Genomic DNA, 21264 nt, shown 5'->3' with positions numbered 1-21264 from the left:
CGAATATTCTGCCGCGCCCGCCGGGCATTCACAGGGGCGCCGCCCTTCATGACGAAGGATGAATGCCTAGTCCTGGAAGTACTCCACCTTGGCGCCGATGGTGTTCAGACGCTCCGCCAGGTCCTCGTAGCCCCGCTCGATCACATAGATGTTCCGCAGCTCGGACACGCCCCGCGCGGCCAGCATGGCCAGCAGCAGGCAGGCGGCCGGGCGGAGTGCCGGCGGGCAGCCCACCTCGGCGGCGCGCCACTTCGTGGGGCCGTTGACGTAGATCCGGTGCGGGTCCAGCAGCTGTACCTGTGCGCCGAGCCGGTTCAGCTCCGTCAGGTAGATGGCCCGGTTCTCGTAAACCCAGTCGTGGATCATGGTCTGGCCATGGGCGTTAGCTGCAATGACGGCGAAGAAGGGCAGGTTGTCGATGTTCAGCCCGGGGAACGGCATGGGGTGGATCTTGTCCTCGGGGGCACGCAGCTCGGAGGGCTTGGTGGTGACGTCCACCAGCCGGGTGCGGCCGTTGCGGGCCATGTATTCGCCGGAAATTTCGAGCTTCTGGCCCATCTGGCCCAGCGTGGCCAGTTCGATTTCCATGAACTCGATGGGGACCCGGCGGACCGTGACCTCGGAGTTGGTGACGATGCCGGCCGTAATCAGGCTCATGGCCTCGATGGGGTCCTCGGACGGGAAATACTCGATCTCGGCGTCGATCACGGGCCTGCCGGTGATCCGCAGGGTGGTGGTTCCCACGCCCTCGATGGCCACCCCGAGCATCTGCAGGTAAAAGCAGAGGTCCTGCACCATGTAGTTGGGGCTGGCGTTGCGGATCACGGTTGTTCCGGGCCGGTGGGCCGCCGCCATGATCGCATTCTCGGTAACGGTGTCCCCCCGTTCGGTGAGGACGAAGGAGCGGTCCCGGCTATCCGCGGGCGGTGCCTGCACGGTGTAGAACCCTGCCGTGGCCTCCACTGACAGGTCGAACTCGCGCAGTGCCTGCATGTGGGGCTCCACGGTCCGGGTGCCCAGGTCGCAGCCGCCGGCGTAGGGCAGCCGGTACTCCCGGGACTCATCCAGCAGGGGGCCCAGCAACATGATGACGCTGCGGGTGCGGCGTGCCGCGTCCACGTCCATGGCGTCCAGGTCCAGGACGGCGGGGCGGCGCAGGCGGAGGTCCGTGTCATTGAGCCAGGTGCACTCGACGCCGATGCTGGTCAGCACCTCGACGATGCGGTTGACTTCCTCGATCCGGGCCAGGCGGCGCAGCACTGTGGTGCCGCGGTTGATCAGGCTGGCGCACAGCAGTGCCACGCCGGCGTTCTTGCTGCTGTTGACGTCCACGGCGCCGGACAGGGTGCGGCCGCCCTCCACCCGCAGGTGGGTCATCCGCGGCTTGGCCACGTTCACGATGCTGCGGTCAAAGATGTTTTCCAGCCGCTGGATCATTTTCAGGCTCAGGTTCTGCTTGCCCTGTTCCATCCGCGCCACGGCGCTTTGGCTGGTGCCGAGTTCGGCGGCCAGCTGGCCCTGGGTCCACCCTTTCTCGCCCCGGGCGTCCCTCAGCATGGCGGCAACGTGTTCAGCGGTTCTCTGGGTCATACCGCGAATATATCATAAATGAGTTATCCCTCCCCTTTCGCGGGGGAGGTGAAGGGTACCACCCCCGCGCTACCCATCCGATGCGATAGGAAAGCATGCAGAGCTTCCAGCGGGAGTCAGCTGCCCAGCCAGACCATGTTCCACGTGCCGGCAGAGACGGCCGCCACCAGGGCCAGTCCGGCCACCAGCACACCGCCGGCAACCACCCAGGAGTCCAGCGGGCTGAAGGTGGATTCCCTGGCCCACGTCCGCCGGCCCCCGCCGAACCCACGCGCTTCCATGGTCACGGCGAGCCTCGACGCCCGCCTGATGGCCTGGACCAGCAGTCCGAAGCTCTGGCCCAGCGTCGCCTTCACCCGCTGGACGAGGCTGCCGCGGGCGCCCACGCCCCGGGCACGGCGGGCCATCCCGATGGTCTGCCACTCCTCTGCCATGAGCCCCACCAGGCGCATCGCGGCGAGGGTGCCCAGGACGAACCGGTGCGGCAGGCGGGCCTTTTGCGCCAGTGCATCCGCCAGGTCCGTGGGGTCGGTGCAGCTCATCAGGAGCACCGCGGGCAGGGCGATCGCAAAGCCGCGCAGGAGGAAGCCGATGCCCAACTGGAGGGAACCTTCGCTCATGCTCCAGATGCCGACGTCGAGCAGGATCCTGCCGCTGTCCGGCGCCAGGATGGCGGTACTCCAGCCTCCGATGGCTGCGGCGAGGATCAGCGGCCATCCGCGCTGCCACAGCAGGGACACGGTGAGCCCGGCAAGGGGGAACAGCATCAGTTCGAAGGCGAGGGCCACTGAGGCGGACACCCAGTCGATGGACAAGGCCAGGACCGCCGTGATGAGCAGGACCGCCGCGAACTTGCTGAGCGGGTTGGCGCGGGCCAGGAGTGCATGGTTGCCGCTCAAGGTGAGTTCCTGCCTCATGGTGCCACCGCCTCCGCGGCAGCCAACCGCAGTTCCGTCCCGCCCAGGGCCGAGGTGAACTCCGCGTCATGGGTCACGGAAACCACCGCCGTACCCGCATCCAGAAGCTCGGACAGGAATGATGCGAGTTCGGCCCAGGTATTGGCATCCTGCCCGAACGTGGGCTCGTCCAGGATCAGCACCTGGGGGCTGGCGGCAAGGACGGTGGCCACGGAGAGGCGCCGCTTTTCCCCGCCGGAGAGCGTGTAGGGGTTGGCGTCCACCAGCTGGGTGAGCCGCAGGCGCTCCAGCAGTTCGTCCACCCTGTCCGCGCCGTGCCCCAGGTGCCGCGGGCCGAACTGCAGTTCGTCCAGTACCTTCCCGGTGACGAACTGGTGTTCCGGCTCCTGGAACACCGTGCCCACCCGCGAGATCAGCTGCTGGGCCTTCCACTTGTAGGGGTCGATGCCGGCGCCGCGGCTGAGGTCCAGCGTGGCTGAAACCTTCCCCGCCACGGGCTCCAGCAGACCGGCCAGGGTCAGGGCGAAGGTTGACTTGCCGGCACCGTTGGGACCGGTGATGGCCAGGGCCTGCCCGGCGCGGACCTGTGCAGCCACGTCCTCCTGGACCGGCACCGGCGGAATCTTCCGAAAGCCCTGCCGGCGGGCGCGTCCGCGGGACACGGCAAGCTGCTCAGCGGCCAACAACAGGTTCCCCGTTCCCGCGGCCGGGACGGCGGCGCGGGGACGGGTCGCGGGCACATACCCGGGCACCCACACGCCGGCAGCGGCCAGCATGGTCCTCGCCTCACTGAGCACACGGTCCGGCGGGCCGTCCAGGAGCACGGCGGGATCCGAGGCCGAGCCCGGCTGCAGGACAATGATCCGGTCCACCAGGTCCTTCCAGACGGAAACCCGGTGCTCCACCACCACAAGGGTGGCCCCGGTCTTGTCCAGGCAGCGGGCCACGGCGTCGCGGACCTCCAGGACGCCGTCCGGGTCGAGGTTGGCGGTGGGTTCGTCCAGCAGGATCAGGCCGGGGCGCATCGCCAGGATGCCCGCCAGCGCCAAGCGCTGCTTTTGCCCGCCGGACAGGGCCGACGTCGGGTGGTCCAGCGGGAGGTGGGAGAGTCCGACGTCGGCAAGCGCCGCGTGCACCCGGGGCCAGATCGCGGCGCGGGGCACCGCGAGGTTTTCGGCGCCGAAGGCGACGTCGTCCCCCACCCGGGAGAGGACCACCTGCGTTTCGGGGTCCTGCTGCATCAGGCCGGCGCGGCCGCGCTGGGCGCGGGGCGCGGCTCCGTCCACCCGGAGCGAACCGGACTCGTCGGCGTCGCCTGATTCGCCGTCGTCGTCGATGTCTCCCAGGACGCCGGCCAGCGCGTGCAGCAGCGTGGACTTCCCTGCGCCGGAGGGGCCGAGCAGGAGCACCCGCTCCCCGGGGGCGATGTCCAGGTCAAGGCCGTGGACGGCGGGTTTGGCCCGGCCGGCATGCCGCCAGCCCCAGCCACGGGCGGTGACGGCGGCGGGGCGGACCGCGCCGGAGTCCTGGGTGGGTGCCATCAGGAGAAGACGGGCTCCGTTGCGGCCTTGCGGGACGCGAAGGAGCTCAGCACCCCGGTGCGTGCCAGGCCGCGGGTGGCAACCCAGGCCAGGGCACCCGCAAGGATGGCCCCGGAAATGGTGGTGAGGACAATGTAGGCCAGCTTGTCGGCGCCGGAGTAGGCGATGTTCCAGCCCCACGGTGCAAACGAATCGTTCAGGCCGCAGAAGAATCCGGCCGCGGCGCCTGCCAGCAGGGACACGGGCAGGTTGAACTTGCGGTAGACGAAGATTGCGAAGATGATTTCCGCGCCCAGGCCCTGGATGAAACCGGAGAACAGGACCGAGGCGCCGTACTGGGAACCCATCAGCAGTTCGCCGGTGGCGGCGACGGTTTCGCAGAACAGGGCCGCCCCGGGCTTGCGGATGATCAGCATTCCCAGCACGCCGGGAATCATCCAGCCCCCGGCGAGCAGGCCGGTCAGGGGTGGGTAGGCTGCGTTCATGGGGGCGGACAGGGCGGCGGCACCCTGGTCCCATGCCCAGAAAATAACGCCGCCTGCGATGGCCACCAGCGCGGCGACGACGATGTCCACGACGCGCCAGGACTTGCTGGTGGTCTTCTTGATTGCTGCAGTACTCATGTGGTCCTCCTGGGAAACAGGAGGGGAAAGTGGACCCGGCCGGCGGCCTGTGGCCGTGGAACCGCGACACTTTGAGAACTCGACTCCCTTGCGCCGGTACTAACCGGATCAGGTTCGAGGGTCTGCGGCTGTCCGCACTCTCAGCGCCCACCTGCGGTGCCCGGCTAATGCCAGGTTGTCCGACGGCGGCGCTCCCCTGTCGTTTTTAGTGTTGCTTTTGGTGTGGGTAACGCTTGTTGTTGTGCCCGGTTGGGCGTGGTCAAGTTTACACCTGGCCGGGCTGGATTGCGGGCTGCCGGCGCCAATCACCCGGATATGACCGGCTAGGCTGGGAGCAGTCCGTTTTCCGCCCGCAAGGAGTACCTGGAATGAACCTTCTCATCAAACTGCTCGGGACGGGCGTGAGCCTCGGCGCAGGCCTCGCCGGTACCAAACTGGTCAATGCCATCTGGGAAAAGACCACCGGACAGAAGCCGCCCACCGGCAAACACGAGGACGTACCCACCAGCCTGCGTTCGGCGCTGACCTTTGCGCTGATCTCGGCGTCGGTCAGTGCCATCATCCAGGTCCTGGCCAACCGCGGCACCCAGCGCGCCATCACCCGCTTCGCGAAGACCCAGGACATCGTCTAGCGTCGTGCCCCAGCGTTACCGGCCGTCGTCGGGGCTGTCCTTCCGGGCAGTCTCGGCGGCGGCTTTTTGCACCACGGCTTCCAGTTCATCGGTGGTGAGCAGTTCCCGGTGCAGGTGCTTGGTGCGGTAGCCGGCACGGCCCACCATGTGGGCGGACACGGGCACCGTGAGGAGTTGGAAGATCCACGCCACCACCAGGACCGGCCACACCCACCACGTCCGCAGCTGCAGCCCGATGGCCGCCAGCAGCAGGAAGAGCCCCAGCACCTGCGGCTTCGTGGCGGCGTGCATGCGGCTCAGGAGGTCCGGGAACCGCAGCAGGCCTATCGCGGCGCCCAGGGACATGAGGGCACCCACCACCATGAACACGGCGGAGGCGAGGTCGATCCAGGCGTCGGGCCGGAAGAAGTCAGGATTCATTGGGCTTGACCCTCCTGTCTGCCACGAACCGGGCTACGGTCACGGAACCGATGAACCCGATGACGGAGATGGCCACCACCAGCATCAGGTTGTTCAGGTGCCGGTTCACCGCCATATCGATGCATAGCGCCCCGGCAAGGATTGCGAGCAGCACGTCGGCAGCCAGCACCCGGTCCAGCAGCGACGGGCCACGGGCGATCCGGATGATGGCACCGGCGGCCGCCAGCGAGAAAATGACGGCTGTGACAGCCAGGACAACGGGCATCATGCGCCGGCCTCCATACGGACCTCTTCCAGTTCATCCGCGGTGCCCATGATGCGGATCAGGCCCGCTTCAATGGAGCGGACCTCGTTCCGCAGGCCTTCCACGTCCTTCTTGGAGGTGATGTTGAGTGCGTGCAGGTACAGCGTGGACGTGGAACGGTCCACGTCCACCACCAGGGAACCCGGGATCAGGGAAATCACGTGTCCCGTGGCAGTGACGATCAGGTCCTGGTGGCTGCGCAGTTTCACCGCGACCACGGCATTGGTCACCTTGGGGCCGCGGACAGCTGCCAGATACAGGACCTGCGCGCTGGCCACCACCACCTTGCCCACGAACGCCAGCGCAAACGGCACGGCGTGGAGAATATTGAACCGGCCGCTGAGCTCCACCGGCGGGAGGTAGAAGAGCCGGGCCACGCCCACGGCCAGCAGGGTCCCGAAGAGGAGGTTGCCGGGGCTGAAATCCTGCCACAGGGCGCCCCACACAATCACCAGCCAGACCAGGAGCGGCAGTTCCTGGCGCAGTGAAATGCGTTTACGGCTCATCGTCCTCCTCCCGCCGCGGTGGCGCCGGGAACGGCGATGCCCTCGCCCAGCACCGCCTGGATGTACGGCGTCCGGTCAAGCATGTCCCGGGCTGCCCGGTCCGAAAGTGCGAACAATGGTCCGGCGAAGACGGTCAGGGCAACACCGAGCACCACCAGGGCGGCCGTGGAGCCCACCATGGTGCGCGGCAGGAGGGTCACCGTGTTGTTCACCTTGGCTCCCGGCCCGGAGACCCTCGCAGCGGGAGTGGCAAGGAGCACGGGGTCGGGGTGCTCGGCGTCCTCCGGCTTCCGCCAGAACGCACGGTTCCACACCCGGGCGATGGCCAGAAGCGTCAGGAGGCTGGTCACCACGCCGCCGATCACCAGCGCGTAGGCCAGCGGCGTGCCCAGCTCCACGCCGGCTTGCAGCAGGCCAACCTTGCCCAGGAATCCGGAGAACGGCGGGATGCCGGCCAGGTTCATCCCGGGGATGAAGAACAGCAGCGCCAGCATGGGTGAGAGCTTGGCGAGTCCGCCCAGCCGGTCCACGGACGAGCTGCCGCCGCGCCGTTCGATGAGGCCGGTGACCAGGAAGAGGCTGGTCTGGATGGTGATGTGGTGCGCCACGTAGAAGACCGCCGCCGCCAGCCCAACAGCCGAGGACATGGCCAGCCCGAACACCATGTAGCCGATGTGGCTGACCAGGGTGAACGAGAGGAGGCGCTTGATGTCGCTTTGGGCCAGGGCACCGAGGATGCCCACAAGCATGGTCAGCAGCGCCACCACCATCAGCGGCGTGTTCAACGTATCGCCGGGGAACAGCAGTGTCTCGGTGCGGACCATCGCGTAGACACCCACCTTGGTCAGCAGGCCCGCGAACACGGCCGTGACCGGTGCCGGAGCGGTCGGGTAGGAGTCGGGAAGCCAGAAGGACAAGGGGAAGACGGCGGCCTTGATGCCGAAGGCCACCAGGAGCATCACGTGCAGCAGGGTTTTGGTGCCCTGGTCCAGTTCGCCCAGCTTGATGGCAAGGTCCGCCATGTTCACGGTCCCGGTGGCCCCGTAGACCATGGCGATGGCAATCAGGAACAGCACCGAGGACACGACGGACACCACCACATAGGTGACGCCGGCGCGGATCCGCGGCCCGGTGCCGCCCAGGGTCATCAGCACGTAGCTTGCAGTCAGCAGGATCTCGAAGCCGACATAGAGGTTGAAGAGGTCCCCGGACAGGAACGCGTTGGACACCCCGGCCACCAGGATCAGGTAGGTGGGGTGGAAGATGGACACCGGCGCGTCGCGGTCGCCGTCGGCCATGCCCTGGCCTGTGGCGTATACGAGCACCGCAAGGCTGACGGCTGAGGAGACCACCAGCATCAGGGAGGAGAACTGGTCCACCACCATGACGATGCCAAACGGCGGGATCCAGCCACCGATGGTCACCGCGGCCGTGCCGCCGTTCCAAGCCGACGCCAGCAGGAGGCACTCAAGTGCCAGCGTCAGTGACAGCAGGCCAATGCTCACCGCCCTCTGGGCCCGGGAGTGCCGGATCAGCAGGAAGGTCAGGGCGGCGCCCAGGATGGGAAGTACGACGGCGAGCGGGGCAAAGCTTGCGATGTTCACTTTCCGCCTCCTTCCGGGCTGTGGTCAACATTGAGGGAGCCTGGCTTTTCCTCCGCGGCAGCATGTTCGGCGGGCATTTCCCGGCCGCCTGCCACCAGCGTGGCCACCCGGTCCGCGTCCCGGTCCGTGTCCCGGCCGGAAGCACCGCGGTCCGAAACATCCTTGCCGTCGGAACCGAGCATGGTGAGCGGGAACTCTGAAGTTTCCGCGGGGACTTCGGCGTCATCCTCGGCATCAAAGCTGGGGGTCACTGCCACCCGGAGGTCCTCGGCGTCGTCCTGGATGTCGTCCTGGCGGGCCAGCACCCAGGTGCGGTAGATGATGCCCAGCATGAAGGCGGTGACCGCGAAGGAAATCACGATCGAGGTCAGGATCAGTGCCTGCGGCAGCGGATCGTTGTAGTCCCGGGCGGGCGTGTCCTTGCTGAAGAGCGGCGCCAGTCCCGCGTATCCCCCGGTGGCCAGGATCAGCAGGTTGGTGGCGTTGGCCAGCAGCATCAGCCCCAGCAGCACCCTCGTGAGGCTGCGTTCCAGGATCAGGTAGATGCCGCAGGCGTACAGGGCTCCCATGACAATCAGCAGGGTCAGGTTGACGCTCATGCGTGTCCCCTTGCGGTGGTCTCGGCAGGAATCCCGTCCGGTTCCTGTTCCAGCTCCCCGGTGCCCTGCCCGTCCCCGGCAACGCCAGGCTCCTGGCCAGCTTCCTGGGACCGTTCCGGCTCCTGTGCACCGGGCCCGGACTGTTCCTCCAAGTGCTCATCGATCTCGGCTCCCAGGCTGCGCAGCACGTCAAGCACCAGGCCCACCACCACGACGTATACGCCGATATCGAAGATGGTGGAGGTGACGAACTTGATGTCCCCGAACACGGGCAGCCAGACCTGGATGATGGCGGACTGGAACACCTGCCCGCCCAGCAGCAGCGGCGCCATGCCCGAGGCGGCTGCGAGTGCCAGACCGATGCCCAGGAGCGCCCCCGGGCTCAAGGGCGCAGCCTCCCGAAGCTCGAAGCGGCCGCCTGCCAGGTAGCGGATGGTCAGGGCCAGGCCGGCGGTAAGGCCACCGGCGAATCCGCCGCCGGGCAGGTTGTGCCCCGCCAGCAGCAGGTAGAGCGAGAAGATGATCATGGAGTGGAAGATCAGCCGCGTGACCACCTCGAAGATGATGGAGCGGCGTTCCGGGGCCAGGGTCCGGCCGGCCACAATCCAGGCGTCCCGGGTGGAGGCCGCAAACCTCCGGCTGATGGCCAGGGCTGCAGCGTCGCGGGAGCCGGGGTCCACCCCGGGATGCCTGCCCACCGTGCCCGCCGCAACGCTCGCGGATGCCTGGAGCCGGTCGCCGCGGCCGCGCACGAAGATCAGGCTTGCCACGCCGGTGGCGGCCAGTGCCAGGACGCTGATCTCGCCGAACGTGTCCCAGGCGCGGATGTCCACCAGGGTCACGTTGACCACGTTCAGGCCGCCACCACCTTCGTAGGCGAGCTGCGGGAACTGCAGTGACACCGGGATGGCCGTCCTGGCACCCATGGCGAAAATGGCCGCGAATACCATGGTGACGCCGAAGCCGGCACCGATGATGACGCGAAGTACGCGGTATTTTCCGCCGGTGCGGTCGCGCAGTTCGGGAGGCAGCCTGCGCATGGCCAGGACGAAGGCCACCAGGATGATGGTTTCCACCAGCATCTGGGTCAGGGCCAAGTCCGGGGCACCCTGCAGGGCGAACACCAGCGCGATGCCGTAGCCGGTTACGGAGACCATCAGCACCGCAAGGAAACGCTTGTTGGCCTTGACGGCCGCCAAGGCGCCGATGACGATGCCCGCGCCGGCCACCAGCTGCAGTGGCGAATTCGGGTCCACCAGGTAGACGTTCGGCGGGAGTGCGTTGCCGCCCAGGAGTATGGCCACCAGTGGCAGGACGAATGCCACGCTCAGGATCACTGCGAGGTAGAAGTACAGGGAACCGCGCTGGGTCCGGCCGGTGATCCAGACGGCAGCGTCGTCCAGCGCTCCGATGGTCAGCTGGTAGGCGCGGTCGCCGTCCACCCAGGCCGGGACCAGGGACTGGGCGCGGGCCACCGCGGTGCGGCCGAAGTACATGGCTGCGCCGAGCACGAAGGTGATGGCCGTCAGCCCAAGCGCCGGGGTGAACCCGTGCCACAGCGCAAGGTGGCCTGCCTGCGCTGCGGGCGTGCCGGCGTCGGACGCTGTGGATGCGAACAGCGCGGCGTACGGCTGGATCCAGGCGTCCACCGGAACCGGCCAGAGCCCGTAGGCGATGGTCAGGAGGCTGAGGACGGCGGGCGCCGCCAGGAAGGAAGGCCTGATGGCCTTGAACGGTGTGGGGTCCACCCCGGGTTTGACCGCGAACGCACCCCACATGAAGCGGGCACTGTAGGCGAAGGTCAGGATGGAGCCCACCACCAGCCCCACCAGGACCACCATGCCCCACGGACCGGAATGCGGGTCCGTGGCGTGGTGGACGAAGGCTTCCAGCACCGATTCCTTGGCTACGAACCCTGCCAGCAATGGCACACCGGCCATGGACGCGGCGCCGATGCCGGCAACGATGCCGAGGGCGCGGGAGGAGCGGAAGACGCCTGACAGTTTCCGGACGTCGCGGGTCCCGGACTGGTGGTCGATGATGCCCACCACCAGGAACAGCGTGGCTTTGAACAGGCCGTGTGCCAGCAGCATGGCCAGGCCGGCCAGCGCGGCATCGGGCGTTCCCAGGCCTACCACCATAGTGAGGAAGCCCAGTTGGCTGACGGTGCCGTAGGCCAGGATCAGCTTGATGTCGGACTGGCGCAGGGCCCGGTAGCCGCCCACCAGCATGGTGGCCAGCCCCAGCCCCATGACCACGGGCTGCCAGTAGGCAGTCTCCGCGAAGCCCGGGGCAAGCCGTGCCACCAGGTAGATGCCTGCCTTGACCATCGCCGCAGCGTGCAGGTAGGCGCTGACCGGGGTGGGCGCGGCCATGGCGCCAGGCAGCCAGAAGTGGAACGGGACCAGCGCCGACTTGGTGATGGCACCTACCAGGATGAGTACGACGGCGGCGCCCACCATGGCCCCGGACGTCCCGTCGGCCAGCGCGGGGGCCTGCTCCAGGATGCCGGAGATACGGTAGGTGCCGGCGGCCGTGCCCAGCATGATCAGGCCTACCAGCATGGCCAGGCCGCCGGCGGTGGTGACCATCAGCGCCTGGAGGGCGGAGCGCCGGGCGGCAAGCCTGGTCCGCGCGAAGCCGATCAGCAGGTAGGACAGGATGGTGGTCAGTTCCCAGAAAATGAACAGCAGCAGGAGGTCATCCGCTGTGACCAGGCCGAACATGGCGCCTGCGAACGCCAGCAGCTGGGCACCGAAGCCGCCGAGGTCCTGGTCCGTCCGCTTGAAGTACCGCGCACAGTAGACCAGCACCAGGGAGCCGACGCCGAGCACCAGGAGGGACATGACCCACGCCAGCGCGTCCATCCGGAAGGCAAGTTCCAGATGGAGGCCGGGGATCCACTCGAAGGACTCGGTGATGGCGCCCGGGCCTGAGTAAATGGGGTTGTGCTGGAACATCAGCCAGCCGAAGGAAACCGCCGGGACGGCCGCCAGTGCATAGAAAGCGTTGCGGCCCCAGAGCCGGAAGAGGAAGGGCGCGAGGACAGCCACCGAAAACTGCACGGTAAGGACTGTGATCACTGTATTCTCCGCAACGTCAGGAATTCGATTGTCAAAAGTTGGAGCAGGCGGCAAAAAGTAAGGTCCGGGAGGGCCCAGTTTATCAAGGCCGGTCCGGCGTCTTCCCCGGTTTAACCCACCGCCCCTGCCCGAATCCCCGGCATCAAGGGCCCGTGGTCCCCGAGTGTTCGCCACGGGCGGATACGATGCATCGTATGAACAGCGCCAGCGCTCCCGGGGCGATGCAGCCCGCCTCGGATCTTGTTGCCGGAACCGGTTCCTCCAAAGGGCAGGTCCTGGCCTGGGCTTCCTGGGACTGGGGCTCCGCTGCTTTCAACGCCGTCATGACGACGTTTGTCTTCACGGTCTACCTGACGTCCAACGCCTTCGGCGGCGAGGACAGTGCCTCGGCGGTACTCGGCGGCGCGTTGGCGGTTGCCGGGTTCGCCATCGCGCTGCTGGCACCTGTCACCGGCCAGCGTTCGGATGCGGGGGGCCGGCGCAAGCTGTGGCTGGGAGTCAACTCGGCCGCCGTCGCCATCCTGACCGCACTGTGCTTCTTCGTGTTCCCGCACCCGGAATTCCTGCTCCTCGGCGTCTCGCTGATCGCACTGGGCAACGTCTTCTTCGAATTCGCCGGCGTCAACTACAACGCCATGCTCGCGCAGGTGTCCACGCCGCGGAACATCGGAAAGGTCAGCGGTTTCGGCTGGGGCGCCGGCTACCTGGGCGGCATCGTCGCGCTCCTGATCGTCCTGCAGCTCTTCGTCCAGCCTGCCTTCGAATGGTTCGGCGCCTCCACGCAGGACAGCCTGAACATCAGGCTGGTGGCCGTTTTCTCAGCCCTGTGGTTCTTGGTCTTCGCCCTCCCCGTCCTGTTCGCCGTTCCCGAAGTGCCGCGCTCCGGCCAGGCCGCGCGGCTGGGATTGGCCGCCAGCTACCGGCTGCTGTTCCGGCGGATCAAGGCGATCTACGCCACCAGCCCGCACACCATCTACTTCCTCCTGGCCAGCGCCGTGTTCCGGGACGGCCTCGCAGCAGTCTTCACATTCGGCGGCATCATCGCGGCCGGCACATTCGGGTTTGCCCTGTCCCAGGTCATCTTCTTCGCCATCTTCGGGAACGTCGTGGCCGCCGTCGGCGCCGTCATCGGCGGGTTCCTGGACGACAAGGTAGGCCCCAAGGCTGTTATCACCGGTTCCCTGGTGGGCCTTTTGATTGCCGGGACCGCCATTCTGGCCCTGGGTAACGGCAACTATTCCCTCTTCGGCATGGAATGGGCCGGCAGCACGACGTTCTGGGTCTTCGGACTGTTCCTCTGCCTGTTTGTGGGTCCCGCCCAATCCTCGTCCCGCGCCTACCTGGCCCGGCTCGCGCCACACGGTGAGTCCGGTGAGCTCTTCGGCCTGTACGCCACCACGGGCCGGGCCGTCAGCTTCCTGGCGCCTGCCCTGTTCACGCTCTGCATCACGGTGGCAACTCCGCTGGTGCCCGCCGGGCAGGCACAGCGGTGGGGCATCCTGGGCATTATGGTGGTCCTCCTCGCAGGGCTCCTTGTGCTGCTGCCGGTGAAGGCACCGGAACGGGCCCCCATCGCAGTGGTCCCGGCCAGCTGAAAACTCGTTCCGATGCTGGTGCAGCCCGCCGCCCGGTGTTGCCAGGCCGACTAGGCTGGAGTCATGAACGTGGACGAAACGAACCTTCCCGGCCTGGGCCGCCGGAAGGATTTCATGACCGCCTCCGGACGCCGCATCGGCGTCGTGGAGCTCCGGGAAGGCCAGACGGAACTCATCGTTTCCACCTGGGACGACCCCGATACCTGCCAGGCCTCGATTCCGCTCACCAGCGATGAAGCCGCCACCCTGGGCAACCTCCTGGGCGGTATGCACCTGGCCATGAAGCTCGCGGAAGAGCACAAGGACGTCCCTGGCATCGTCACCCGGCAGTTCTCCATTGCTGCGGACTCCCCTTTCCAGAACCAGCCCATGGGCAAGGCGTCCATCCGCACGCGGTGCGGCGTTTCGATCGTGGCCATCATGCGGGAAGGTGAGGTGCTGCCTTCGCCGGGACCCGACGTCGTCCTCCACGCCGGTGACCTGCTGGTGGCAGTCGGCACCCAGGAAGGCCTGGACTCAGCGGCCGATATCCTTCGCCGCGGCTAGATTCCATGGACCCGTTGGCCCAGACCCTCATTGAACTGGGGGCCGTTGTGTTCTTCCTCGGCCTCCTGGCCAGGTTGGCCGGACGGATCGGCATGTCCCCCATCCCGTTCTACCTGCTGGGCGGGCTGGCTTTTGGCGCCGGCGGCATCGTCAAACTTGAAGGTATGCACGAGTTCGCACATCTGTCGGGCGAGATCGGCGTCATCCTCCTGCTGCTTATGCTCGGTTTGGAATATACAGCGGCTGAGCTCTTCACCGGCCTTCGCCGCTCCTGGCAGGCGGGCGTGCTGGACCTCGTCCTGAACTTCCTGCCCGGTGCCGGCCTTGCCCTGCTGCTGGGATGGGGCGGTGTGGGGGCCATGGTCATGGGCGGGGTGACGTACATTTCCTCGTCCGGCATCGCCGCCAAGGTGATCACTGACCTGGGCCGGCTGGGCAACCGGGAAACCCCGGTCGTGCTGTCCATCCTGGTCTTCGAGGACCTGGCCATGGCCGTCTACCTGCCCATCCTCACGGCGACGCTCGCGGGTGTGGGTTTCCTGGGCGGGCTCACCACCGTGGGGATCGCCCTGGCAGTGGTCAGTGTGGTGCTCATGGTGGCACTGCGGCACGGGCACCACGTCTCCAAAGCGGTGCACAGCGAGAACTCCGAGGTCTTCCTGCTCAACGTCCTCGGCGCCGCCCTGCTGGTGGCGGGCGCGGCGTCCGCCATGCAGGTTTCGGCAGCAGTGGGAGCCTTCATGCTGGGCATCGCCATCTCGGGGTCCACTGCCCACAATGCCACCCGGATCCTCGAGCCGCTGCGGGACCTGTTTGCGGCCATCTTCTTTGTGGCGTTCGGGCTCAACACGGACCCTTCATCCATCCCGCCGGTCCTGGGATGGGCCCTGGTCCTGGCCGTGGCTACTGCGGCAACCAAGATGCTGACCGGGATCTGGGCGGCAAAACGGGCAGGGATCGCCCGGCCCGGACGCTTCCGTGCCGGCGCCGCTCTCGTTGCCCGCGGCGAATTCTCCATTGTGATTGCAGGCTTGGCGGTTGCGTCAGGGGCAGTCCCGCATGAGCTCGCGGCGCTGGCCACCGCCTATGTGCTGCTGATGGCGGTGGTGGGCCCACTGGCCGCACGCTACGTCGAACCGCTGGCCAGGCCGTTCGTCCGAAGGCCCGCGGTAGCTCCGCAGACCTGATGTGGCCGGCGTCGCTCCTAGATGCTGGTGCGGTGGAAGTTCAGGTGGCTGCGGCTGGCGGTAGGACCGCGCTGGCCCTGGTAGCGGTTGCCGTATTCGCCTTGACCGTACGGGTATTCCGCGGCAGAGCTTAGCCTGAAGAAGCAGAGCTGGCCGATCTTCATGCCCGGCCACAGCTTGATGGGCAGCGTTGCCATGTTGGACAGCTCAAGGGTGACGTGGCCGGAAAAACCGGGATCGATGAAGCCCGCGGTTGAGTGCGTCAGCAGGCCCAGCCGGCCCAGGGACGACTTTCCTTCCAGGCGGGCCGCGATGTCGTCGGGCAGGGTGACCGTCTCATACGTGGAGCCCAGGACAAACTCCCCGGGGTGCAGGATGAACGCCTCGTCCTGCTCCACTTCCACCAGCCGGGTCAGCTCGGGCTGCTCCTGCGCGGGATCGATGTGCGCGTACTTGTGGTTGTCGAACAACCGGAAGAACTTGTCGATCCGGACATCCACGGACGACGGCTGGACCATCGCGGGGTCGTAAGGTTCCAGCACAATCCGCTGGGAATCAATTTCGGCACGAATGTCGCGGTCAGAGATCAGCACGGCTCCCAAATTACCGTATCGGTTATCCACACCCGCATTTTCCCGTTGTTGCTGTGGCCTCGTGGGGCTAATGTTGCGAATGAAAGCCGCCGGAATGGTCTCCCGGGATGGCATAACAGAGCTGGGGATGTTGTGAATAAATTAGTGGCACCGTCTTTTCTTGGCGTGCTCTGTGCGTTGGCGCTGGTCTCGTCGTCAGCCACTGCACCGCCCTCGCCGTTGCCGCTGACCCAGGCGGGGGCGGCGGGCATTTCGCTTGCAGCCCCGCTGGTGCATGGCGGCGGTGCGTCCACAGCGGGTGACGCTTCCGCCGGGCGCCTCACCCCGGCCGTGGACCCGGATATCCGGGTGGCGTCACCGCTGACGGATGCCGCGCCCGCGCCGGCACCCAACCCCGCGCCTGCTGCCCCTTCCACGCCCGCGGTCCAGCCCGCCACCGAACCTACGCCCCCGCCGGCACCTGCGGCGTCCACCGTGGAGCCTGCTCCCCGGACCGTGTCCATCCCGCCGCTCTGGGCGCCGGACCAGGATCTGGCATCGCCCCCGGCCACCCGGCTCACGGCTCCGGAACCGGCCGCCCCCAGCCTGTCCACGGAAGCCCTGGTCCCGGACAACAATTCAGCGGCCATCCTCACCGTCTTTACCAAGATCAACGAATACCGTGTGGCCAACGGCCTGAACAAGGTCAAGTACCACCCCACTGTGGCGGGGTTGTCCCAGGACTGGTCCGACAACATCGCCACCCGTGAGGTGATCGAACACCGGGCCAATTTCTGGACCGACCCCCGCGCCATGAGTCCGAACAACGGCGCCGGCGAGATCATCGCCATCCGCACGGACCGGGACGCAGCCCAGCTGGTGGAATGGTGGAAGGGTTCGCCCGGCCACAACGCCATGCTCCTTGACCCGCGCTTCAACGTGATGGGCGCCGGCATCTCGTACACCAACTCCACCTACCAGATCTGGGGCGTGGTGAACTTCTTCGGCTACACCACGCTCCCGGCAGGCACCCTCGATTCACCGGGCGGTTCGGCATCGGGTGATGCCTTTCCGCCGTCACCGCCAAGCCTGTGCGACGCACCTGTGAAGCACATGCCGCCCACCCTTAATCTCAGCGCCGCGGCAATCACCGGCCCTGCCGACCTCGTGTCGGTCGACTCCGCCGGGCAACTGCTGGACCGGGCCTCCACCGGGCCCCGCACCTATGCCGCCGCAAAGGTAATCGGCTCAGGCTTCAGCGGGGCCAAGGAAGTCTTCGTGACCGACTGGGACCGCGATGGCGCCTTTGACGTCCTGACCCAATGGGCCAACGGCAACCTCACACTGCACCGGGGCATCGCCGGCGGCGGGTTCCAGGCGCCCATCACCCTGGGCCTGGGCGGATGGGACTCCCTGACCCTTGCCGTGGGCGGATGGTGCGCAAACAACCGGATGCCGCAGATCCTGGCCCTTGACGGCGGCGGAAACCTCTACCTCTACGGCAATAAGGGCACCGGCGATATTGCAGAACGCGTCACCGTGGCCACGGGCGTGTACGCCTCCCGGCTCGCCATGGTGGACTACGACGGTGACGGCTTCCAGGACATCCTGGGGCTGCGGACCGACGGCACCGTCCAGCTCTACCGGGGGTGGGGCAGCACCGCCCTCCGCGCCGAAGCCCGGGCCACGGTCGCTACCGGCTGGGCGGACGTCACAGGGATCCGGTCCCTGCGTGATGCCACCGGCCTGAACACCAGGGGCGTGGCGCTCCGCCGCGCCAACGACACCGTGCAGTACTGGGACCTGGGCTCCGGAAGCCTCGCGTCGCCGTCGAACATTGCCGGTCCTTGGACCGGGCAGCGGCTGGCGCAGTAAAGGCGAAGGGAGCGGCTCAGATGGCCGGCTGGAGCTCCAGCACGTTCTTCAGCCGGTCCAGCTGGGCCACATCGGAACTGACCCGGCGCTGGAGCATCCCGTTAAAGAAGGGCCACCTGCCGAGGACCCCGAACCGCCCCTCGCGTTTGGCTTCCACGGAAAACCGGACCCGGGTTCCGGCTTCTTCCGTGCTGAGATAGTAGCCGCCCCACCGGGTGGCAGGACCGGAAACCACGTGGAACTGGATTTCGGCGCCGGGCCGGACATTGGTGATCTCCAATTCGGCGGGAATGCTCAGGCCGGAGCGTCCGGCCACCATCTTCCGGTAAACGGCGCCCCTGGCTTCGGCCGGACCCTCCACAAGCTTCACGCTGCGGACGTCGCTGCGCCAGGCGGGGAGGTTGGTGGCGTCAAGGAGGTACTGGTAGACGGCCATGGCGTCGCGCTCTATGAGGACCTCGTGCTCTGCGATTGCCATGAAGAAATTCCTGTGGTTGACGTCGGCTGCCCGCAATAGCTGCCTCCCCCCAAAGCGGCCGCTACCCGGATCAGGTTAGCCACCGCCCCACGCCCGGGCCTAGCCGGCGGCGCGGACGTTATTGAAGAGTTACTGGATGACGCCACGGTTCGCGGGACACGGCGCGGCCGCCGGCCCGGGTTGGCGGGGAGCCTACAGATCTGCGCTAAGCTAAGTTCTGCCCCGCGCGAGCGAGGGCATTGCGGCTGTAGCTCAATGGTAGAGCGCTAGCTTCCCAAGCTTGATACGCGGGTTCGATTCCCGTCAGCCGCTCCATTCCTGCAGCACTCAAAGGGGCGCGCACCCCCCGGCTGATGATTAGGTCCACGGGTGTAGTCTCAGTAGTCAGGAACCTATTCGGTTCCGCTACAGGAGCAATCATGGCTGATAAGTCCCCGCGTCAAACGGCATCAAAAAAGTCCGGCAAGTCCATCAAGGAAAAGCGCGCAGACAAGAAGGCCGCCGCAGCGCCGGCCAGCTCCCTGGACATCACGTCCACCAAGGCCGCAAAGAAGAAGTGAGCGGCCACGAACCCCGGCTGAGCCTGGGCGTCCTGGCTTCCTCGCGCAAACCGGACGAGCGCCGCGTACCCCTCCACCCCCTGCACGTCGAACGGATCGCTCCCGCACTGCGGCAGCGCATCATCCTGGAGCGTGGCTACGGTGAGCGCTTCGGCGTCCCGGACAGCCACCTCTCCACGCTGGTGGGACGCATGGCGGCCCGGGAAGAACTGCTGGCCGCGGCCGACGTCGTCCTCCTGCCCAAACCGCAGCCGGAAGACCTGGCGGAGATGCGGGACGGGCAGGTCCTCTGGGGGTGGCCGCACTGCGTCCAGGACCGCGCCATCACCCAGCTGGCAATTGACAAGAAACTGACCCTCATAGCGTTTGAGGCGATGAACCACTGGGCCAGCGACGGCGGGTTCGGCCTGCACGTGTTCCACAAGAACAATGAGCTGGCCGGCTACTGCTCGGTCCTGCACGCGCTGGCGCTGACAGGTTCCACCGGGGACTACGGGCGCCGGCTGAGCGCCGTCGTGATTGGCTTCGGTGCCACGGCGCGCGGGGCGGTGACGGCGCTGAACGCGCACGGCATCCACGACGTCCAGGTGCTGACCAACCGCGGCGTGGCAGCGGTGGGCGCCCCCATCCATTCAGTGAACATCGTGCAGTTCGACCACGACGACGAGGCTCCCTTCCTGAGCCAGGTCATCACCGAACGGGGCAGGGTTCCGCTGGCTCCGTTCCTCGCCGAGAGCGACATCGTGGTCAACTGCACGCTGCAGGACCCGAACAACCCGCTCACGTACCTCCGGACCGAGGACCTGGCAGCGTTCACCCCGGGCAGTCTTATCGTCGATGTTTCCTGCGATGACGGCATGGGCTTCAGCTGGGCCAAGTCCACCACGTTTGCGGCCCCGATGATCACGGTCGGTGACCACATCAACTACTACGCGGTGGACCACAGCCCGTCCTACCTCTGGAACTCCTCGAGTTGGGAGATCAGCCAGGCGCTCCAACCGTTCCTCGGGACAGTCATGGGCGGACCGGCCGCGTGGGACGCGAACGACACCATTGCGCGGGCCATCGAGATCCGCGACGGCGTCATCCGAAACGAGGCTGTGCTGCAGTTCCAGGAGCGCGTCCCGGAATACCCGCACGAGGCGTTGCACCTGGCAGTTCTTTAGGCAGCTCCCCTTAACGGCAACCGGGCGCACCGCGCCCGGTTGCCTTCAGCAGTTGCCCGCGCGCCCTCCCTAGGCGCGGGCGTGCCGGCTGACGATCCGCAGGGGGCGGCGCCCCTTCAGGTCCATCCGGAGCTGCAGGCCGCCCTTGCGGGCCAGTATGGCCCCCACCGACAGCGCGGCCAGCGCGGGTACGCCGCCGGACACCAGCAGCGCAGCGTGCGGGTTTACATGCTCGGCGATCCAGCCCAGCATGGGGCCGCCCAGCGCCTGGCCTCCGATCAGCACCATGATGTACAGGCTCATGACCCGGCCGCGGATGGCCATGTTGGAGCTGACCTGCACCAGCTGGTTGGACCCGGTGAGGAACATCAGGCACCAGAACCCGGACAGGACCATCACCGCGCCGAACCACACCATGGACGGGGCAACGGCAGCCAGGCAGAGCATCAGGCCGTACATCCCGGCGCAGAACACCACGGACCGCAGGCGCAGCTGCCGACGCCGGGTGGACGCCACGGCGCCGGACAGTGCTCCGAGTGCCACCAGGGCGTTGAGGAGTCCATACCCGCCGGCCCCCACCTGGTAGACGTGGTCCGCGAAAGCGGCAAGCAGCACCGGCAGGCTCATGGCGAACACCGCGATGAACCCTGCCATGAGCCACGGCCAGTAGATGGTGGGCTTGCTCAGGGCGTAGCGCAGCCCCTCCCGGAGCATGCCCTTGCTCTTGGGCGTCGGGGCGCTGACGTAAAGCTGGTCCTTGCGCAGGAGCAGGAGCATGGTCACCGTGGAGCAGCAGGCCAGCGCGTTTGCCGCGAACGCCCAGCCGGCCCCCACTGCCGTCAGGAGCACACCCGCGATGGCCGGTCCGATCAGGCCGCCCAGCTGGAAGGTGGTGGAGTTGACGCTGATGGCGTTCCGCAAGTATTTCGGGCCCACGAGCTCGTTGACGAACACCTGGCGGGCGGGCTGGTCAAGGACGGTCACCAGGCCCAGGACAAACGCGATGACGTAGACGTGCCACACCATGATCACGCCGGTCAGGGCCAGGACGGCCAGGGCCGCTGAAAGGATGGCGGCCACGCTCTGGCACAGGATGAGGATCTTCCGTTTGGCGAACCGGTCCGCGATCATCCCGCCCCAAGGGCCCAGCACCAGGGACGGCATGAACTGCAGGGCCACCGTGAACCCCACGGCCGTCACGGAGCCCGAGAGCTGCAGCACCAGCCAGTCCTGGGCGATGCGCTGCATCCAGATGGCGATGACGGCGATGAAGTGGCCCATGGCGAAGATCCGGAAGTTGGGCACTTTCAGCGAGATGAAGGTGTGCCGCCAGGGCAGCTTTTCAGTGACGACGGCGAGCGGCTGGGTCTGGTTGTCCGGGGGCGCTGAGCCCGCCGCGGCGATAACTGGCTGGGTGACGGAGGCCGACGAAGGCGGTGGGGGTGCCACAGGTGTGTCCTCAAAAT

At 67.2% G+C, this 21264-nt stretch carries 20 protein-coding genes, 1 tRNA gene and 1 riboswitch; of the genes, 8 read left to right on the top strand and 13 right to left on the bottom strand.

The window, feature by feature from the left end; all coding sequences use genetic code 11:
• Positions 1-66: 66 nt before the first annotated feature.
• The 4 genes from J2T23_RS05715 to J2T23_RS05700 all read right to left on the bottom strand — a co-directional run bounded on the left by J2T23_RS05715 (position 67) and on the right by J2T23_RS05700 (position 4671).
• Positions 67-1590 (bottom strand): UDP-N-acetylglucosamine 1-carboxyvinyltransferase, encoded by a 1524-nt coding sequence (locus tag J2T23_RS05715; protein WP_141182661.1) that lies wholly within the window; start codon positions 1588-1590, stop codon positions 67-69.
• Between the two features lie 116 nt (positions 1591-1706).
• Entirely contained in the window at positions 1707-2507 is an 801-nt protein-coding gene (locus J2T23_RS05710; protein ID WP_141182662.1) for an energy-coupling factor transporter transmembrane component T family protein, read from the bottom strand.
• Positions 2504-4048: an ABC transporter ATP-binding protein gene (locus tag J2T23_RS05705; RefSeq protein ID WP_307357933.1), complete on the bottom strand. Its 1545-nt coding sequence runs from the start codon at positions 4046-4048 to the stop codon at positions 2504-2506. Before J2T23_RS05705 ends, J2T23_RS05710 begins: the two co-directional genes overlap by 4 nt.
• Entirely contained in the window at positions 4048-4671 is a 624-nt protein-coding gene (locus J2T23_RS05700) for an ECF transporter S component (RefSeq protein ID WP_141159074.1), read from the bottom strand. Before J2T23_RS05700 ends, J2T23_RS05705 begins: the two co-directional genes overlap by 1 nt.
• Positions 4672-4738: 67 nt before the next feature.
• Positions 4739-4879, bottom strand: a riboswitch (TPP riboswitch).
• A 160-nt stretch (positions 4880-5039) separates the two neighbouring features.
• Here J2T23_RS05700 and J2T23_RS05695 point away from each other — a divergent pair.
• A complete protein-coding gene (locus tag J2T23_RS05695; RefSeq protein WP_141159073.1) occupies positions 5040-5303 on the top strand; it encodes a DUF4235 domain-containing protein in 264 nt (87 codons plus the stop codon).
• Positions 5304-5318: 15 nt separating this feature from the next.
• Here the strand turns inward: J2T23_RS05695 and mnhG are convergent, their stop codons facing one another.
• Genes mnhG through J2T23_RS05665 form a run of 6 tightly spaced genes read right to left on the bottom strand, consistent with a single transcriptional unit; the run spans position 5319 to position 11819 of the window.
• Positions 5319-5723, bottom strand: coding sequence for a monovalent cation/H(+) antiporter subunit G (mnhG, locus tag J2T23_RS05690; protein ID WP_307357929.1), 405 nt, complete (start codon positions 5721-5723; stop codon positions 5319-5321).
• Positions 5713-5991, bottom strand: a complete 279-nt coding sequence (locus J2T23_RS05685; RefSeq protein WP_307357925.1) for an MrpF/PhaF family protein — start codon at positions 5989-5991, stop codon at positions 5713-5715. Before J2T23_RS05685 ends, mnhG begins: the two co-directional genes overlap by 11 nt.
• Positions 5988-6533 (bottom strand): Na+/H+ antiporter subunit E, encoded by a 546-nt coding sequence (locus J2T23_RS05680; RefSeq protein WP_141159070.1) that lies wholly within the window; start codon positions 6531-6533, stop codon positions 5988-5990. The genes J2T23_RS05685 and J2T23_RS05680 overlap by 4 nt, the downstream gene beginning before the upstream one ends.
• Entirely contained in the window at positions 6530-8137 is a 1608-nt protein-coding gene (locus tag J2T23_RS05675) for a Na+/H+ antiporter subunit D (RefSeq protein WP_307357922.1), read from the bottom strand. Before J2T23_RS05675 ends, J2T23_RS05680 begins: the two co-directional genes overlap by 4 nt.
• The gene (locus J2T23_RS05670; protein WP_141159068.1) at positions 8134-8736 is read right to left on the bottom strand and encodes a Na(+)/H(+) antiporter subunit C; all 603 of its coding nucleotides are present in this window, start codon (positions 8734-8736) and stop codon (positions 8134-8136) included. The genes J2T23_RS05675 and J2T23_RS05670 overlap by 4 nt, the downstream gene beginning before the upstream one ends.
• Entirely contained in the window at positions 8733-11819 is a 3087-nt protein-coding gene (locus J2T23_RS05665; RefSeq protein WP_307357919.1) for a Na+/H+ antiporter subunit A, read from the bottom strand. Before J2T23_RS05665 ends, J2T23_RS05670 begins: the two co-directional genes overlap by 4 nt.
• A gap of 194 nt (positions 11820-12013) precedes the next feature.
• On the opposite strand from J2T23_RS05665, the gene J2T23_RS05660 reads away from it, so the two are divergent.
• The 3 genes from J2T23_RS05660 to J2T23_RS05650 all read left to right on the top strand — a co-directional run bounded on the left by J2T23_RS05660 (position 12014) and on the right by J2T23_RS05650 (position 15147).
• The gene (locus J2T23_RS05660; RefSeq protein ID WP_141182671.1) at positions 12014-13414 is read left to right on the top strand and encodes an MFS transporter; all 1401 of its coding nucleotides are present in this window, start codon (positions 12014-12016) and stop codon (positions 13412-13414) included.
• Between the two features lie 63 nt (positions 13415-13477).
• The gene (locus J2T23_RS05655; RefSeq protein ID WP_141159065.1) at positions 13478-13960 is read left to right on the top strand and encodes a cation:proton antiporter regulatory subunit; all 483 of its coding nucleotides are present in this window, start codon (positions 13478-13480) and stop codon (positions 13958-13960) included.
• Positions 13961-13965: 5 nt separating this feature from the next.
• Positions 13966-15147: a cation:proton antiporter gene (locus J2T23_RS05650; protein WP_141182672.1), complete on the top strand. Its 1182-nt coding sequence runs from the start codon at positions 13966-13968 to the stop codon at positions 15145-15147.
• 17 nt (positions 15148-15164) lie between these two features.
• On the opposite strand, the gene dcd is transcribed toward J2T23_RS05650, so the two are convergent.
• Positions 15165-15740 carry a dCTP deaminase gene (dcd, locus tag J2T23_RS05645; protein WP_141161442.1) on the bottom strand — a complete coding sequence of 192 codons (576 nt, stop codon included), beginning with the start codon at positions 15738-15740 and terminating at the stop codon, positions 15165-15167.
• A 144-nt stretch (positions 15741-15884) separates the two neighbouring features.
• Here dcd and J2T23_RS05640 point away from each other — a divergent pair, with 144 nt between their 5' ends.
• The gene (locus J2T23_RS05640; RefSeq protein ID WP_370871432.1) at positions 15885-17594 is read left to right on the top strand and encodes a CAP domain-containing protein; all 1710 of its coding nucleotides are present in this window, start codon (positions 15885-15887) and stop codon (positions 17592-17594) included.
• A gap of 16 nt (positions 17595-17610) precedes the next feature.
• Here the strand turns inward: J2T23_RS05640 and J2T23_RS05635 are convergent, their stop codons facing one another.
• The gene (locus tag J2T23_RS05635; protein WP_141159063.1) at positions 17611-18072 is read right to left on the bottom strand and encodes an SRPBCC family protein; all 462 of its coding nucleotides are present in this window, start codon (positions 18070-18072) and stop codon (positions 17611-17613) included.
• A 241-nt stretch (positions 18073-18313) separates the two neighbouring features.
• Between J2T23_RS05635 and J2T23_RS05630 the strand changes: the two genes are divergently transcribed.
• From J2T23_RS05630 to J2T23_RS05620, 3 genes are all read left to right on the top strand, one after another.
• Positions 18314-18387 (top strand) — tRNA-Gly (locus J2T23_RS05630).
• A 104-nt stretch (positions 18388-18491) separates the two neighbouring features.
• On the top strand, positions 18492-18632 hold the full coding sequence (locus tag J2T23_RS05625; RefSeq protein ID WP_168223187.1) for a hypothetical protein: 141 nt from the start codon (positions 18492-18494) through the stop codon (positions 18630-18632).
• Entirely contained in the window at positions 18629-19798 is a 1170-nt protein-coding gene (locus J2T23_RS05620; protein WP_307357911.1) for a N(5)-(carboxyethyl)ornithine synthase, read from the top strand. The genes J2T23_RS05625 and J2T23_RS05620 overlap by 4 nt, the downstream gene beginning before the upstream one ends.
• A 69-nt stretch (positions 19799-19867) precedes the next feature.
• Here J2T23_RS05620 and J2T23_RS05615 read toward each other — a convergent pair whose 3' ends face one another.
• Entirely contained in the window at positions 19868-21247 is a 1380-nt protein-coding gene (locus tag J2T23_RS05615; protein WP_307357909.1) for an MFS transporter, read from the bottom strand.
• Between the last annotated feature and the right edge of the window lie 17 nt (positions 21248-21264).

The organism is Pseudarthrobacter niigatensis (genome assembly GCF_030812615.1).
Classification (GTDB): domain Bacteria; phylum Actinomycetota; class Actinomycetes; order Actinomycetales; family Micrococcaceae; genus Arthrobacter; species Arthrobacter niigatensis.
The sequence above is the reverse complement of the archived record's forward strand: the minus strand, read 5'-3'. Positions and strand labels throughout refer to the sequence as shown.

What these genes read in the sequence shown, in the direction of transcription:
- J2T23_RS05715 (WP_141182661.1), bottom strand. Translation starts at nt 1,590, where the DNA reads ATGACCCAGAGAACCGCTGAACACGTTGCCGCCATGCTGAGGGACGCC.
- J2T23_RS05670 (WP_141159068.1), bottom strand. Translation starts at nt 8,736, where the DNA reads ATGAGCGTCAACCTGACCCTGCTGATTGTCATGGGAGCCCTGTACGCC.
- J2T23_RS05710 (WP_141182662.1), bottom strand. Translation starts at nt 2,507, where the DNA reads ATGAGGCAGGAACTCACCTTGAGCGGCAACCATGCACTCCTGGCCCGC.
- mnhG (WP_307357929.1), bottom strand. Translation starts at nt 5,723, where the DNA reads ATGAATCCTGACTTCTTCCGGCCCGACGCCTGGATCGACCTCGCCTCC.
- J2T23_RS05680 (WP_141159070.1), bottom strand. Translation starts at nt 6,533, where the DNA reads ATGAGCCGTAAACGCATTTCACTGCGCCAGGAACTGCCGCTCCTGGTC.
- J2T23_RS05635 (WP_141159063.1), bottom strand. Translation starts at nt 18,072, where the DNA reads ATGGCAATCGCAGAGCACGAGGTCCTCATAGAGCGCGACGCCATGGCC.
- J2T23_RS05650 (WP_141182672.1), top strand. Translation starts at nt 13,966, where the DNA reads ATGGACCCGTTGGCCCAGACCCTCATTGAACTGGGGGCCGTTGTGTTC.
- J2T23_RS05660 (WP_141182671.1), top strand. Translation starts at nt 12,014, where the DNA reads ATGAACAGCGCCAGCGCTCCCGGGGCGATGCAGCCCGCCTCGGATCTT.
- J2T23_RS05705 (WP_307357933.1), bottom strand. Translation starts at nt 4,048, where the DNA reads ATGGCACCCACCCAGGACTCCGGCGCGGTCCGCCCCGCCGCCGTCACC.
- J2T23_RS05685 (WP_307357925.1), bottom strand. Translation starts at nt 5,991, where the DNA reads ATGATGCCCGTTGTCCTGGCTGTCACAGCCGTCATTTTCTCGCTGGCG.
- J2T23_RS05655 (WP_141159065.1), top strand. Translation starts at nt 13,478, where the DNA reads ATGAACGTGGACGAAACGAACCTTCCCGGCCTGGGCCGCCGGAAGGAT.
- J2T23_RS05695 (WP_141159073.1), top strand. Translation starts at nt 5,040, where the DNA reads ATGAACCTTCTCATCAAACTGCTCGGGACGGGCGTGAGCCTCGGCGCA.
- J2T23_RS05700 (WP_141159074.1), bottom strand. Translation starts at nt 4,671, where the DNA reads ATGAGTACTGCAGCAATCAAGAAGACCACCAGCAAGTCCTGGCGCGTC.
- J2T23_RS05625 (WP_168223187.1), top strand. Translation starts at nt 18,492, where the DNA reads ATGGCTGATAAGTCCCCGCGTCAAACGGCATCAAAAAAGTCCGGCAAG.